General features: G+C 66.0%; 14 protein-coding genes. 11 read left to right on the top strand and 3 right to left on the bottom strand.

The genetic code is table 11. The annotated features are described in order from the left end of the window. The first annotated feature begins 55 nt into the window (after nt 1-55). Nucleotides 56-1,201: a thiolase family protein gene (locus AU187_RS07000; protein WP_059166440.1), complete on the top strand. Its 1,146-nt coding sequence runs from the start codon at nt 56-58 to the stop codon at nt 1,199-1,201. A gap of 48 nt (nt 1,202-1,249) precedes the next feature. Further along, nucleotides 1,250-2,137: an ArgK/MeaB family GTPase gene (locus AU187_RS06995; RefSeq protein ID WP_059166439.1), complete on the top strand. Its 888-nt coding sequence runs from the start codon at nt 1,250-1,252 to the stop codon at nt 2,135-2,137. Nucleotides 2,138-2,165: 28 nt separating this feature from the next. Here AU187_RS06995 and AU187_RS06990 read toward each other — a convergent pair whose 3' ends face one another. After that, nucleotides 2,166-2,747 (bottom strand): TetR/AcrR family transcriptional regulator, encoded by a 582-nt coding sequence (locus tag AU187_RS06990; protein ID WP_059166438.1) that lies wholly within the window; start codon nt 2,745-2,747, stop codon nt 2,166-2,168. Nucleotides 2,748-2,844: 97 nt separating this feature from the next. On the opposite strand from AU187_RS06990, the gene AU187_RS06985 reads away from it, so the two are divergent. From AU187_RS06985 to AU187_RS06970, 4 genes are read left to right on the top strand one after another with little or no spacing between them, the layout of a single operon-like run. Beyond that, nucleotides 2,845-3,552 carry a hypothetical protein gene (locus AU187_RS06985; RefSeq protein WP_059102018.1) on the top strand — a complete coding sequence of 236 codons (708 nt, stop codon included), beginning with the start codon at nt 2,845-2,847 and terminating at the stop codon, nt 3,550-3,552. Next, complete coding sequence (locus AU187_RS06980) at nt 3,549-4,388, top strand: hypothetical protein (RefSeq protein WP_059102017.1); 840 nt, start codon at nt 3,549-3,551, stop codon at nt 4,386-4,388. Before AU187_RS06985 ends, AU187_RS06980 begins: the two co-directional genes overlap by 4 nt. Further along, entirely contained in the window at nt 4,385-4,981 is a 597-nt protein-coding gene (locus AU187_RS06975) for a cytochrome c oxidase subunit 3 (RefSeq protein ID WP_059102016.1), read from the top strand. The genes AU187_RS06980 and AU187_RS06975 overlap by 4 nt, the downstream gene beginning before the upstream one ends. 4 nt (nt 4,982-4,985) lie before the next feature. Further along, nucleotides 4,986-5,282, top strand: a complete 297-nt coding sequence (locus tag AU187_RS06970; protein ID WP_059102015.1) for a cytochrome C oxidase subunit IV family protein — start codon at nt 4,986-4,988, stop codon at nt 5,280-5,282. A gap of 42 nt (nt 5,283-5,324) precedes the next feature. On the opposite strand, the gene AU187_RS06965 is transcribed toward AU187_RS06970, so the two are convergent. Further along, entirely contained in the window at nt 5,325-6,929 is a 1,605-nt protein-coding gene (locus AU187_RS06965; protein ID WP_059102115.1) for an FAD-dependent oxidoreductase, read from the bottom strand. A 28-nt stretch (nt 6,930-6,957) separates the two neighbouring features. Further along, complete coding sequence (locus AU187_RS06960; RefSeq protein ID WP_059166482.1) at nt 6,958-7,683, bottom strand: IclR family transcriptional regulator; 726 nt, start codon at nt 7,681-7,683, stop codon at nt 6,958-6,960. A 142-nt stretch (nt 7,684-7,825) separates the two neighbouring features. Between AU187_RS06960 and AU187_RS06955 the strand changes: the two genes are divergently transcribed. Genes AU187_RS06955 through AU187_RS06935 form a run of 5 tightly spaced genes read left to right on the top strand, consistent with a single transcriptional unit; the run spans nt 7,826 to nt 14,341 of the window. Beyond that, a complete protein-coding gene (locus AU187_RS06955) occupies nt 7,826-8,695 on the top strand; it encodes an alpha/beta fold hydrolase (protein ID WP_059166437.1) in 870 nt (289 codons plus the stop codon). After that, nucleotides 8,695-10,374 (top strand): bifunctional 3-(3-hydroxy-phenyl)propionate/3-hydroxycinnamic acid hydroxylase, encoded by a 1,680-nt coding sequence (locus AU187_RS06950; protein WP_059166436.1) that lies wholly within the window; start codon nt 8,695-8,697, stop codon nt 10,372-10,374. The genes AU187_RS06955 and AU187_RS06950 overlap by 1 nt, the downstream gene beginning before the upstream one ends. After that, nucleotides 10,298-11,242 (top strand): 3-carboxyethylcatechol 2,3-dioxygenase, encoded by a 945-nt coding sequence (locus AU187_RS06945; RefSeq protein ID WP_082691767.1) that lies wholly within the window; start codon nt 10,298-10,300, stop codon nt 11,240-11,242. The genes AU187_RS06950 and AU187_RS06945 overlap by 77 nt, the downstream gene beginning before the upstream one ends. Then, complete coding sequence (locus tag AU187_RS06940; RefSeq protein ID WP_059166434.1) at nt 11,235-13,004, top strand: FAD-binding protein; 1,770 nt, start codon at nt 11,235-11,237, stop codon at nt 13,002-13,004. Before AU187_RS06945 ends, AU187_RS06940 begins: the two co-directional genes overlap by 8 nt. Further along, nucleotides 13,001-14,341, top strand: coding sequence for an LLM class flavin-dependent oxidoreductase (locus tag AU187_RS06935; RefSeq protein ID WP_059166433.1), 1,341 nt, complete (start codon nt 13,001-13,003; stop codon nt 14,339-14,341). Before AU187_RS06940 ends, AU187_RS06935 begins: the two co-directional genes overlap by 4 nt. The last annotated feature ends 22 nt before the right edge of the window (nt 14,342-14,363 follow it).

Below are 14,363 nucleotides of genomic sequence, written 5' to 3'. Positions count from 1 at the left end.
GGCACTCTCAGCCTGAGAGAATAGCATTCTCATACCGGTCGAGAGGGAGACACCTATGCCTGAAGCCGTGATCGTTTCTGCGCTTCGCACCCCCATCGGCACCGCGATGAAGGGCTCGCTGCGTGACACCGACGCCTATCAGTTGGCCGAACACGTCATCGGAGCGGCGGTCGGCGACCTGGACTCGCATCCGGTCGACGACGTGGTGCTCGGCGAGGGCCTTTACGGCGGCGGAGTTGTCGCACGACATGCGGCGCTTACCGCGGGCCTGACCTCGGTGCCCGGTCTCGCCATGAACCGGCACTGCGCCGCGGGACAGGCAGCTGTGCAGGGCGCGGCGGCGAGCATCCGCGCCGGCATGGACCAATTGATCCTCGCCGGCGGCGTGAACTCCGCGTCGACGTCGCCGCGGTTCAAGCGCCGCGCCGGCAGCGACAAGGATGCCGAGCTGGTCGACTGGTTCCCGCCCACGCATCCCGACCGGCCCGACGCCCCGAACATGGACATGTCGATCACCGTCGGCTGGAACGCCGCCGTCAAGGCCGGGATCTCGCGCGAGGAGATGGACGAGTGGGCGCTGGGGTCACACCGCAAGGCGATCCAGGCCATCGACGAAGGCCGCTTCAAGCACGAGATCGTGCCGATCGACACGCCGCACGGGCTGTTCGAGGTCGACGAGCATCCGCGCCGAGACACCACCATCGAGAAGTTGGCGGCCCTCAAACCGCTGCATCCCGAAATCGAGGGATTCTCGATCACCGCCGGAAATGCGTGCGGCGCCAACGACGGAGCCGCGATCCTCGGTATCGCCAGTGACCGCCTCGGGTTGCCCGCACTGGCGACCATCCGCTCGTGGGCGTCGGTGGGTGTGGACCCCGCATCGACCGGCCTGGCTCCCGTCGAGGCGATTCCGAAGGCGCTCAATCGGGCACGGCTTTCACTTGCCGACGTCGACCTGTTCGAGATCAACGAAGCGTTCGCCTCGATGTGCGTGGCGACGATCAAGCTTCTCGACATCGACCCAGGCCGCGTCAACGTGAGTGGGAGTGGATGCTCACTGGGCCATCCGGTGGCGGCCACCGGTGCTCGGATGCTCGTCACGCTCGTGCACGAACTCCGAAGGCGCGGAGGCGGTATCGGCGTGGCCGCGATGTGTGCTGGCGGCGGGATGGGATCGGCCACGGTCATCGAGGTCGGCTGAGCCGCCCGGCGGCGACGTCGGGCGCGTGATCCGTAGACTGCGGAATCGATGACCAGCTCAGACAATGTCGCGGAACTCCTCGACGCGGCGCGCAACGGTTCGGCGCGGGCGGCCGGCCGGCTGCTCAGCCTTGTCGAAAGTCCACGGCGCAGCGAGGTTCTCGATGCGCTCGGGCCGGTTTTCGCGCCTCGTGTCGTCGGTGTGACGGGGCCACCGGGGGCGGGGAAGTCGACGACTGTGGGCGCCCTGGTCGGGGCATATCGTGCGCGCGGCGAGCGGGTCGCGGTGCTGGCGGTCGATCCGTCGTCGCCCTATAGCGGTGGAGCGTTGCTCGGTGACCGGATCCGGATGGCCGCCCATATCAACGATCCCGATGTGCTGATCCGCTCCGTCGCGGCGCGTGGGCATCTCGGTGGGCTCGCCGCGGCAGTTCCCGCGGCGATCCGGGTACTCGCCGCGCTGTCTTACGGGCTGGTGGTGCTGGAGACCGTCGGGGTCGGGCAGTCAGAGATCGAGATCGCGGCGGTCGCCGACCCGACCATCGTCATCCTCAATCCCGGCGCCGGCGACGCCGTGCAGGCCGCCAAAGCGGGTCTGCTGGAGGTCGCCGACATCGTCGTGGTCAACAAGGCCGACCGCGACGGCGCCGACCAGACCGTGCGCGACCTGCGCGCGGAGACCGCGGCGCCGATCCTGAAACTCGTTGCCGCCCAGGGCGAAGGGGTCGCCGAGTTGGTGGGGGCCATCGAGGCCCATGTCCGCAGTGACAGCCCGGAACGCCGCGCCGCGCGGGCTCGGTCGCAGATCCTGTCACTGGCGCAGACCCTGCTGCGCACTCATCCAGAGCTGGACCGGCTGGCGGCCGCGGTCGCCGCCGGCAGCGACGACGCCTACAGCGCGGCCGAGCGGTTGTTCTCCGTGCGTGCGGAGCGCTGACCACTCGACATAGTCGAGTCCTGACGCTCTAGTCGGCAAGCCCGAGCATTCGGCGCGTCATTTCCTTCAGATGCCGGCGCAGTGTTTCGCCGTCGACATCGGCGACCAGGGGATGCATCACCGCAACACTGATCGCGCTCGAGAGCATCGCCGCGTGCAAGCGCGCCTCCACCCCGGCCTCGGTACCGAGCAGGGCCGCGTAGAGGCGTTCGATGAATCGTTGAAAAGGTTCATACTCGGCCTGCAGCCGGATGATCACGGGATCGAACTGCAATGCGCTGACCACACCGCGCCGGGAGATGGCCTGGTCGATCATCCGATCTAGCAACACCTCGCGCGCTCGCGGGCCGTGCCCCTCGGCTTCGGCGGCTTCGAGTGCATCCTCGAGCCGGCTCATCTCCCGCTCGGTGATGGCGATGACCATCTCGTCCTTGGTCTTGAACTGTCGGTACACCGCAGCCTTGGTCACGCCCAATTCGTCGGCGATCATCTGCAGCGAGGTTCCGCTGACGCCGTGCTCGGCGATCAGTTTCAACGCCGCGTCGAGGACACGGGTCTGAGCCGCGGTTCTCGTGATCGCGCCGAACTTGTGGCGTTCTCGAGTGGTCACAGCGACGAGGGTAGACGAGCATTGACCGTCAAGTTGCCGATCGGCTACCGTGCAAGTTGCCGATCGGCTACCAACGTTACGCGAAGAGGGTTCGACGATGAGACGAACTGATGGCGAGTTGCTCATGTTGTGGGCATTGCCCGTGATCGGAATCATCTGGGTGTCAGCGTTTTTCCTGTTTCCCGGCTTCATGCATCCCATGTCGCCGACCATGTCCGCGGAGGAGGTTGCGGGCTTCTACCGCGACGAGACCGCACGGATCCGGTACAGCATGATCTTGTTCAACTGGTTCGGCGTGGGGTTGATCCCCACCGTCATCCTGTTGGCGATGCAGGTACGCCGAATGGCGCACCGCACGCCGATTCTGTCCTACTGCCTGATCGCCTGCGCGGGTGGACCGCCGACGCTTTTCCTCATCGCCAACATGTTCTGGCTGCTCGGTTCGTTCCGCCCCGAGCGCGCCCCGGAACTCACCCTGTTGCTCAACGATCTGGCCTGGGTCACCTTCACAGTGCTGGTTCCTTACCTCATCGCTCAGTGCCTGGTGCTGGCGCTGGCGATCTACTGGGATCGCCAGGACCAACCGGTGTTCCGACCGTGGGTGGCGCACTTCAATCTGCTCGTCGCGGTCGCTCTGGCGCCGGCAGCTTTCGGCGCGGTGACGTTCACCGGACCGATCGCCTGGGACGGTTTCTTGTCGTTCTGGGTAAAGAACGTCGCCATCGCGGCGTGGATCGTCGTCATGGGAGTTGTTCTCACCCAGACCATCCGGCGCCAGCGGGCCGAGACTGCGGTCGCCGCATGAGTACTTCGGCAGCGGAAGCGGTGACTGTGCCGGAGCCGCCCGACGGTTCACGGCTGGGTCGTTTCGTCTGGAATTTTCGAAACCATCCCAAGCGCGAGTTGTGGTTCGCGTGGTGGGTGATGGTCGTCTTCTACCAACTGTACGGTGTGTTGTTCTTCCTCGTCACCCGTGTGCAGCCGCCGCCGAGCCCGGACTGGGAGACGGCGTTGGTCGTACAGTGGTTCGACGACCGCCACCACGGCATCCTCACCGGGTTCGGCATCGTCTTCCTCATCTCGGGCATGTGTGCGCCGATGAACGCCCTTCTCGCGTACTCGATGCGACGGATGTCGGTGAGCCGCGTCTTTGGATATTCGTACCTGATCATGTATTCGTTGAGCGCGCTCCCCGGCATGCTGGTGATGGCCATCGCAATGACCGTCGCGGCTCTGCGGCCGGACCGCGATCCCGAACTGATCTACTGGCTCTACGATTTCGCGTTCTTGTCGTTCAGCGGCACCATGGGGGTCTTCCTGGTCGGCTCCGTGGTGTGGCTGGTGGCGATCTTGCTCGACAAGAACGGCGTGTTCCCGAAGTGGTTCGCGTATCTGGGGTTGTGTAACGCGCTGACCGAAGTCGTCGTCGCACCGGCGTGGATCTTTCAACGCGGGGCGTTCGCATGGAACGGTGCGATCGCGTGGTGGATCAACATGGTCGTGTTCGTCACCTACACCGCCGCATTCATCATGCTGCTGCGAAAGATGATCGAACGAGAGGATTTCGGCACTGGTCCGCTGCCAGATCTTCCGGGCAAAAGTGAAGCCGCGCAGGCGGCTTCAGTGGAGGCGGTTCGATGACCAATCTCACTGGCGCCGAGCGGCAACAACTCGAGGCCACGCCGAAACGGTCAGTGCCGGGACAGCCGGACATGTGGCTGTTCGTGCTGTTCGAAGCGCTTCTGTTCACCGGGTACTTCTCGGTTTATCTGGCCTTGCGCACTCAAAACGAAGATCTTTTCCTGCAGTCGCAAGCCGACCTGGATCTTCGAATCGGGGTCTTCAATACCATTGTGTTGCTGTCGAGTTCGTGGGCGATCGCCCGATGCGTGCGCGCGTCACGGGAGGGTGCGTACCGGTCGGCGATGACGTACGCGCTCGTGACGGTAGGCTTCGGCGCGCTGTTCGTGACCTCCAAGGTGCTGGAGTGGGTTCAGGAGATCCGCATCGGTAACACATTCACCAGCGACGAGTTCCTCCAGCACTACTACTTCTTGACATCACTGCACTGCATCCACGTGTTGATCGGCTTCATCGTGTTGGGTGTGGTCATCTATCAGTTGCGCAGTCCGGCCCGGCGATCCCAGCAGCTCGTCGAAACGGGTGCCACGTATTGGCACACAGTCGATTTCCTGTGGGTCATGATCTTCGCAATGCTCTACGTCGTGAGGTGACCGGGTGAGCAACATATTCAACAAGAGGCTGCTGATCGCCTGGTCGATCCTCACATTGTTGACGCTGGTGTACGTCTGGATGGACGAGGCGGTCGATCAGAACGGCACGCTCAAGGCCAGCACAGTGGTCACCGTGAGTGCGATCGCGATCGCGCTCATCAAGGTACGCATCATCTTCCGCGAGTTCATGGAGGTACGCCACGCCCCCGTATGGCTGTGCCGCCTCACCGACAGCTGGGTTGTGCTCGTCGCAGCATGCCTACTGGGCAGCTATTTCGTCGGCTCCGCGGTAGCCGGCTAGGGCTTTGCGGTCCCCTGACTTCGTCGTGGGCCCCTGCTCGTGCTAGGACCGGGCGCAGACGGCCAGCCCCGCGCGGTAGCCGAACACCATTGCCGGGCCGAGGGTTCCGCCGGCGCCGCCGTACGCCTTGCCCGTCGCGCCCGCCATTGCGTTGCCGGCGGCGAACAACCCCGGGATCGCCGAGCCGTTGACGTGCAGCACCCGGCCGTCGCGGTCGGTGCGGGGTCCACCCTTGGTCCCCATCGCACCGATCGACACCGGCACCGCGTAGTACGGCGGTGTGTCGATCGGGCCGAGCGTCCGAGCTGCAGCAGTCGGCGCCTTGTCGTCGCCCCAGTAGCCGTCGTAGGCGCTCGAACCGCGGGCGAAGTCGGGATCGGTCTCCCGGGCGACGCCGTCGTTCCACGAAGCCAGCGTGCGGGCCAGGCCGTCCGGGTCGATACCGGTCTTCTCGCCCAGTTCGGCCAGATCCTTCGACGGCGAAAACCAGTCCGGCGCCGGGCCATCCGGGTCGACGCCGAGGAAGCCGTACTTCTTCAGGTGCAGCGAATCGAACACGATCCACGCCGGATCGTTGGCGTAGCCGTGCTGCGGGTCGAGATAGTGGAACGGCCCCGCCATCGAGTTGTACTCGCCGGCCTCGTTGAGGAACCGTTTGCCCGCCCGGTTGACGATGATGCTCCGCGGACGGGTGCGTTCTAGTCGCACGCTTCGGCTGCGCGGCTGACCCTGAAACGTATCGCCCTGCAGTTGAACGATCGGCACCCACCAGGCTTCGCCCATGTTGGCCAGGTCGGCGCCGTGCGCCATCGCCATCCGCAGGCCGTCGCCGGTGTTGTTGGGCGGCGAGACCGGCCCGCGCATCGGCCCCCGCAGATAAGCCTCGACCAGCTTGCGGTCCCACTCGAATCCACCGGTACCGAGGACGACGCCGCGACGGGCGCGAACGTTGAAGTCGTTGCCGTCCTGTGAGATTCGCACGCCGGTGATGCCCAGCGGATCGGCGAGCAACTCGACGGCTCGCGCGCCGGTCCGAGGCGCGATGCCGAGGTCCAACAGGCCCTTCAGCAATCCGGCGATCAGGGCGGTGCCCGCGACGCAGTAGTCACCGGATTCGTCGTCCACCGAGGCGTGGATGCGTGCGCGGGTCTCCGCATCGATGCCGACATTGCTGAAGTCCGCCGGGAACGACGTGATGTGGTCGCGCCACTCGCCGAGCCTGCCGAGGTCGAACGGCTTGGCGTTGAGCGAGCGCCCGCCCGCCGGTCGCCCGCCGGGCAGCTCGGGTTTGTAATCCGGGAACCCCTCGGCGACCTCGAACCGCAGATCACTGTGCGCTTCAACGAAATCGAGCATCTCGGGTCCGGTGCACACGAAAGTCTCGACGAGATCGTCATCCATGTAACCCAGTGACTGCGCGCGCAGATAGGCCATCGCGGCCTCGACGGTCAGTTCGCCGTCGGCGGCCCGGTCGTGCGCGGGAATCCAGATGATGCCGCCCGACACCGCCGTCGTGCCGCCGACGGTCGCGGCCTTTTCGTAGATCTCCACCGAAGCGCCGTTGGCCGCCGCGGTGAGCGCCGAGGTCAAACCGGCTCCGCCGCTGCCGAGGACGACCACGTCGACGTCGTGGTCCCAATCGGTCATGTGCTGCTCCTTCCGGCTCACTGACCCTCTAGCTGAGGATCGCGGCTAATTCGTTGGCCGCCTTGACGACCGCGTCCCGGCCTTCCATCACGACGTCCTCGCGGTGTGAGATGAGGTTGATGCAGGTCGGCGGCGCCGGTGGCTGCCGACGCACGGGCACTGCGAGGCCATAGGTGTTCGGCTCGACCTCACCGTGGGTGATCACCCAACCCCGCTCCCGGGTCAGGGGAACCAAATCGCGTTCCCCTGGGCGCGGCGGCATGCTCGCCAGCAGCGCAATTCCGGCGGCACCTCGGTCCAGCGGGTAGCGGCTCCCTTCGTGAAATGACAGTTGGTAGAAGACGTTCGTCGGCACGATGACGGCGATCGCGACCTGCTGATCACCTTCGGCGACGAGAAGCGACACCGTGCTTGCGAGTTCGTCGGCCAGCCGCCGCAGGGTGGCCAAGCTCAGCTGACGCACGTTGTTGTCGAACGACGCCCCGAGCACCGCCAGCGCCGCGGCCGAGCGGTAGCGGCCGTCCTCACCCTTGGCCACCAACCGGAACTGGGACAGCGTCGACAACAACCGGTAGGCGATGGTCCGGTGCACGCCGATGTCGTCGGCGACCTGCTGAGCGGTGAGCCCGGTGCGCGAGCCGGCGACCAGCTGCAGCGCGGCCAGGCCCCTGGCCAATGTCTGAGAACCGGGCGCGCCGTTGGGCGCAGCGCCGATCGGCTCCGCTCCCTGCCGGGCCCGACCCTGAGACGGCATGGCGCCCCCTTCCTCCACTTCCCTTGACATTGGCCAGTCGGGAGAGTGATGCTCTGACTATAGTGCACGTAGATGTGCGATAAGTGAGCAGAGTGCTTACAAAATACGAGAATTCGGTTCTCGCAGTCAAGAGAGGGTAAGCGTGTCTGAAGCCGAGTTCGAGAGCGTCTGGAGCGACCTTCAGGGCGTCCCGTTCTCACAGGGCTACCTCGATGCCGGCGGAGTTCGCACCCGCTATCTGCACGCCGGTGAGACCGACAAGCCGGTGCTCGTTTTCCTGCACGGCTCCGGTGGGCACGCCGAGGCCTATGTGCGCAACCTCGAAGCGCATGCTGAACACTTCTCCGTCTGGTCCATCGACATGCTCGGCCACGGCTACACGGACAAGCCTGGTCACCCGCTGGAAGTCGGTCACTACGTGGACCATCTGATCGCGTTCCTCGACGCGGTCGGGGCGCAGCGCGCCCACATCAGCGGCGAGTCGCTGGGCGGTTGGGTCGCTGCCCGGGCGGCGGTCGACCACCCGGATCGACTGGACCGGTTGGTGCTCAACACCGCCGGTGGTTCGCAGGCCGATCCCGAGGTCATGAAGCGGATCATCACCTTGTCGATGGCCGCTGCCGAAGACCCGGCGTGGGAGACCGTCCAGGCCCGCATCAAATGGCTGATGGCCGACAAGTCAAAGGATTACGACGACATTGTGGCCAGCCGCCAACGCGTGTACCGGCAACCGGGATTCGTGTCGGCGATGCGCGACATCATGGCGCTGCAGGATCCGGAGATCCGTGCGCGCAATCTTCTGGGACCGGACGAGTACGGGTCCATCACCGCGCCGACATTGGTGGTGTGGACCAGTGACGATCCCACCGCAGACGTCGCCGAGGGCCGGCGGATCGCCTCGATGATCCCGGGCGCCCGCTTCGAGGTGATGCCGGGCTGCGGTCACTGGCCCCAGTACGAGGACCCAAAGACGTTCAATCGCCTGCACCTCGACTTCCTGTTGGGGAAGTGATGGCCGAGCGGGTTGATGTCCTCATCGTCGGCGCCGGCCCGTCCGGCCTGACGCTGGCCAATATTCTTGGGCTGCACAGTGTTCGGACGCTGGTCGTCGAGGAGCGCGACACACTGATCGACTACCCGCGCGGCGTCGGTCTCGACGACGAGGCGCTGCGCACCTTCCAGTCCATCGGCCTTGTCGAGCGGGTGTTGCCGCACACCGTGCCCAACCAGATCCTGCGGTTCTTCGACGCCAAGCGGCGGCTGCTGGCCGAGATGGCGCCACCGGATGCCCGGTTCGGCTGGCCCAAACGCAACGGCTTCGTACAACCGATGGTCGACGCCGAGTTGTACGGCGGCCTGGACCGTTTCGACCATGTCGAGGTCCGCTTCGGGTACCGCATGGAGTCGTGTGTCGAGACCGATGACGCGGTGACGGTTCGGTTCGCCGGCGGACAGGCGCCCGTCACGGCCCGGTATGTCGTCGGTTGCGACGGGGGCCGCAGCGCGACCCGGCGCTTGATGGGCGTCTCGTTCGACGGCACCACGTCGTCGACGCGCTGGCTGGTGGTCGACGTCGCCAACGACCCGCTGGGGCATCCGAACAGCGAAGTCGGCGCGGATCCGGTGCGGCCCTATGTGTCGATCTCGATCGCCCACGGCATCCGCCGCTTCGAGTTCATGATCCACCCCCACGAGACCGACGAACAGGCCGATGATCCGGCATTCGTCAAAAAGATGCTGGCGCAACGGGTGCCGTATCCCGAGCGGGTGGACATGATCCGGCACCGCGTGTACACCCATCATTCGCGGATTGCCGGTTCCTTCCGCAAGGGCCGACTGTTGTTGGCCGGCGACGCCGCCCACTTGATGCCGGTGTGGCAGGGGCAGGGGTACAACAGCGGCATCCGGGATGCGGCCAACCTCGGTTGGAAACTCGCCGCGGTGGTGACCGGGCAGGCCGACGACGCCCTGCTGGACACCTACGACGTCGAGCGCCGCAAGCACGCCAGGGCGATGATCGACCTCTCAACGCTGGTGGGCCGGGTCATCTCGCCGACGAACCGGCGAGTCGCCACCCTGCGTGACCGTGTCATCCATGCCGCGTCGGTCGTGCCCACATTGAAGCGCTACATCCTGGAGATGCGGTTCAAGCCGATGCCACGCTACAGAGAAGGCGCGGTGGTCCATGCCGGCGAGGACAATTCGCCTGCCGGCACGCTGTTCATCCAGCCTCGTGTGGACACGCGCGCCGAGCAGAACGTGCTGCTCGACGATGTGCTCGGGCCCGGCTTCGCGGTGCTGTGCTGGAGCAACAATCTGCGGGCGGTCCTCGGCGACAAGGCTTTCAACAGGTGGAAGGCGCTGGGCGCGGCATTCATCGAGGCGCGGCCGATGACGCAGCTGCACTGGCCGGGGCACGACGACGCCGATGTGACGGTGGTCGGCGACAAGACCGGCGCCTTGAAATCGTGGTTCGACATCTACACCGACTCCGTGCTGTTCCTGCGTCCCGACCGCTGTATCGCCGGCGCCTGCATCGCCCAGCGCGCCGCCGAAGTCAGCGAGTCGATCTTCGACGTCCTTTGCCTGACCCAGGAAGGAGGCTCTGGTTCTCATGGGCACACTGGCCCTGTGCTGCATGTCGCACAGCCCGCTACTGAACCTTCCGGGACCGTCACGGGGACTCCTTGACGACATCGAATCCGCGCTGACCGAGGCCCGCCGGTTTGTCAGCGACTACGACCCCGAACTCGTCGCAGTCTTCTCCCCGGACCACTACAACGGGTTCTTCTACCGGACGATGCCGCCGTTCTGCATCGGGACGGCGGCTCAGGGTGTCGGTGACTACGGCTCCCATGCCGGTGCTCTGGATGTGCCCGCAGACCTCGCGACGGACTGCGCCCGAGCGGTTCTCGAGTCGGGTATCGATGTCGCGATCTCGGCCAGCATGGACGTCGACCACGGAACGGTCCAGCCGCTGCAGAACCTGTTCGGGGATGCAACGGCGCGTCCGGTGATCCCCGTCTTCATCAACTCGGTGGCCACCCCACTCGGGCCGGTGCGCCGCGTTCGTGCGCTCGGCACCGCGATCGGCACCTTCCTCGCGACCCTCGACAAGCGAGTGCTGCTCCTCGGATCCGGCGGGCTATCCCACGATCCGCCGGTGCCGACGCTGGCCACCGCCCCGCCGGCGGCGCTCGAACGGATCGTGCACGGGACGCCGATGACACCGGAGCAGCGGCAGGCCCGGCAGGTCGCGGTGATGGACGCCGCCAAGGCGTTCGCACACGGGGACAGCCCGTTGCAACCGCTGAATCCCGAGTGGGACGCCGCGTTCCTCGAGTTGGTCGACGCCAACCGACTCGCCGAGGTGGACGGCTGGTCGAACGACTGGATCGAGCGAGAGGCGGGCCATTCAGCGCACGAAATCCGCACGTGGATGGCGGCTTTCGCCGCACTCGCCGCGCACGGCCGGTACCGGATCGAGCAGCGGTTCTACCGGGCGGCGCCGGAGTTGATCGCTGGATTCGCAATCAGGACGGCGGTACTGGATGTCTGAGAACTTCGACCACGTCGTCGACGTGCTCGTCGTCGGCTCCGGCGGTGGGGGGATGACCGCGGCACTGGCAGCCGACGCGTTCGGCCTCGACACCCTGGTGGTCGAGAAGGCGGCGCACTTCGGTGGCTCCACCGCGTTGTCCGGCGGCGGCATCTGGGTGCCCGGCGCACCGGCGCAGCGCAAGGCGGGTTACGTCCCGGACCGCGACGGTGTCGTCGAGTACCTACGCCGGATCACCGGCGGGCTGGTCAGCGACGCGCGGCTGCGCCAGTACGTCGACACCGCACCGGAGATGATGGAGTTCCTGGAAAAGCTCAGCCCGTGGTTCGAATTCGTCTGGAAGCCCGGCTATGCCGACTATTACCCGGAACTTCCAGGCGGCTCCGAGCAGGGCAGCACGATCAACGTGCCCGCCATCGACCTGCGCAAGCTGGGTGACGAGGAACAGCACCTGCTGCAGCCGCTCGCGATGGCGCCGAAGGGAATCTGGTTCGCGCCGAAGGATCTTCGACTGTTCTACCAGGTCCGCCAGAACTGGCGGGGCAAGGCCGTGCTGGTCAAGTTGATCTGGCGGATGTTTCGGGCACGGGTGTTCGGCGACCGGATGGCGGCCATCGGTCAGTCGCTGGCGGCTCGGATGCGCCTGGCGCTGCGGCAGCAGGACATCCCGCTGTGGCTCAACTGTCCGATGACCGAATTGATCACCGACGTCGACGGTACCGTGACCGGCGCGGTGGTCGAGCGAGACGGACGTCAGCAGCGCATCGGGGCCCGCCACGGCGTGATCCTGGCCGCGGGCGGGTTCGACCACGACATGGAATGGCGCCGACAGCATCTGCCGGTGCTGGAAGAAGATTGGAGCTTCGGCAATCCGGCCGCGATGGGTGATGCGATCCGGGCCGGGGAGAAGGTCGGCGGCTCAACCGATCTGCTCGACGAGGCGTGGTGGTTCCCCGCGATCTGCTGGCCGGACGGCCGGTTGCAGTTCATGCTCAACGAACGCATGATGCCGTCGCAGTTCGTCGTCAACGGCGAGGGCAAGCGGTTCATCAACGAGGCCGCCCCCTACATGGACTTCGCCCACGCGATGATCGAAGGACAGAACGCCGGGGTCACGCACATCCCATGCTGGTTGATCACCGACATCCGGTCGTTCCACCGCTATGTGGTCGCCGGGCACCTCCCGATTCCCAAGGTGCCGTTCGCGCCCGTGCCCACCGGCCGCAGGGTACCCAAGGCGTGGCTGGAATCCGGTGTCGTGCACGAGGGCGGCAGCTTCGAGGAACTCGCGGGCAAGATCGGTGTCCCGCCGGCGCAACTCCGTCAGACCGCCGAGCGGTTCAACGAACTGGCGTGCAACGGCCACGACGACGACTTCAACCGGGGCGATTCCGCTTATGACAACTACTACGGCGACCCGACGCTGGCGAACCCGAATCTGCGCCCGCTGGGCAAGCCGCCCTACTACGCGTTCCAGATCATCCTCGGCGACCTCGGCACCTCCGGCGGGCTGCGCACCGACGAGCACGCCAGGGTGCTGCGCGCCGACGACAGCATCGTCAAACGCCTTTACGCAGTAGGCAATACGTCGGCGGCGGTGATGGGCCGCAGCTATGCGGGTGCCGGTGCGACCATCGGCCCCGCCATGACCTTCGGCTATGTCGCGGCCAAGCACATCGCCGAGCAGCTGTCCGACTCCGACGTCCCGGCGGGCACCAGTACCGATTCGACACTCGATACACATCGGAAGGTAACCAAATGAAGATCTCGCTGTTCTACGAATTCCCGCTGCCTCGGCCGTGGAGCGAAGACGACGAGCACAAGCTTTTCCAGGACGGTCTCGATGAGGTCGAGCTGGCGGACAAGGCTGGTTTCTCGACGGTGTGGCTGACCGAGCACCACTTCCTCGAGGAGTACTGCCACTCCACCGCGCCGGAGATCTTCCTGTCCGCGGCCAGCCAGCGGACCGAGAACATCCGCCTCGGATTCGGCATCATGCACCTGCCGCCGGTCGTCAACCACCCCGCCCGCGTCGCCGAGCGGATCGCGACACTCGATCTGATCTCCAACGGCCGCGTGGAGTTCGGCACCGGTGAGTCGTCGTCGGTCGGCGAACTGGGCGGCTTCGGCGTCGACCCGGCCGACAAGCGCGCAATGTGGGAAGAGGCGCTGGAGGTTTCGATCCGCTGCATGACCGAGGAGCCGTTCACCGGGTTCAAGGGTCAGCACATCGAGATGCCGGCGCGCAACGTCGTGCCCAAACCGCTGCAGAAGCCGCACCCGCCCGTGTGGGTGGCCTGTACGCGGCCGGCCTCGGTCGCGATGGCCGCGCAAAAAGGCCTTGGCGCATTGAGTTTCGCCTACACCGGACCCGGTCCGCTGACCGAGCGGGTGAACGGCTACTACAAGGAATTCGAGGAGAACGGCGCGCCCGTCACGCCCCAGATGAACCCGAACATCCTGGCGATCGGCGGGGACCTGTCGATGATGGTGGCTCCCACCGACGAACAGGCCATCGAACGGCTCGGCAAGGGCGGTGGCTTCTTCGCGTTCGGCATCATGCACTACTACATGACCGGTATGCACACACCGGGCCGGACCGGAGTGTGGAAGCGCCACCTCGAGGAGATCGAGAAGGACCCGAGCATCGTCTACGGACCCGACCGCGGACCGATCGGCAGTCCCGACACTGTGCGAAAGTTCCTGCGCGGCTATGAGGAAAGCGGCGTCGACGAGCTGATCCTGCTGCTGACGCCCCGCCGCCACGACGAGACGATGGAATCCATCGAGCTGATGGGCAAAGAGGTGCTGCCCGAGTTCATCGAGCGCGACGAGAAGGCCCGGGCCCAGAAGGCCAAGCGTCTCGAGCCGATCATCGAGAAGGTGGAGGCGCGCCGGCCGGCATCGCAAGCCCCCGTCTTCGACGAGAGCTACGCCTTCGGCGGCCTGCCCACCGGACGCCAGAACTACACCGCCAACGAGGTCTCCCTGGCGATGGACGAGATGAACGCCGGCATCGAGGCTGCTGCGGCGAAACTCAAGTCGGGAGAAGGCTGGACCAGCCGCAACCCCGACGCGGACGTGAGGAGCACGCCGTGATCGCCGACGCGAGGAGCACCGA

This window comes from Mycobacterium sp. IS-1556, assembly GCF_001499985.1.
In the GTDB taxonomy this organism is placed as follows: domain Bacteria; phylum Actinomycetota; class Actinomycetes; order Mycobacteriales; family Mycobacteriaceae; genus Mycobacterium.
This window is presented reverse-complemented; position numbering and strand designations above follow the sequence as displayed.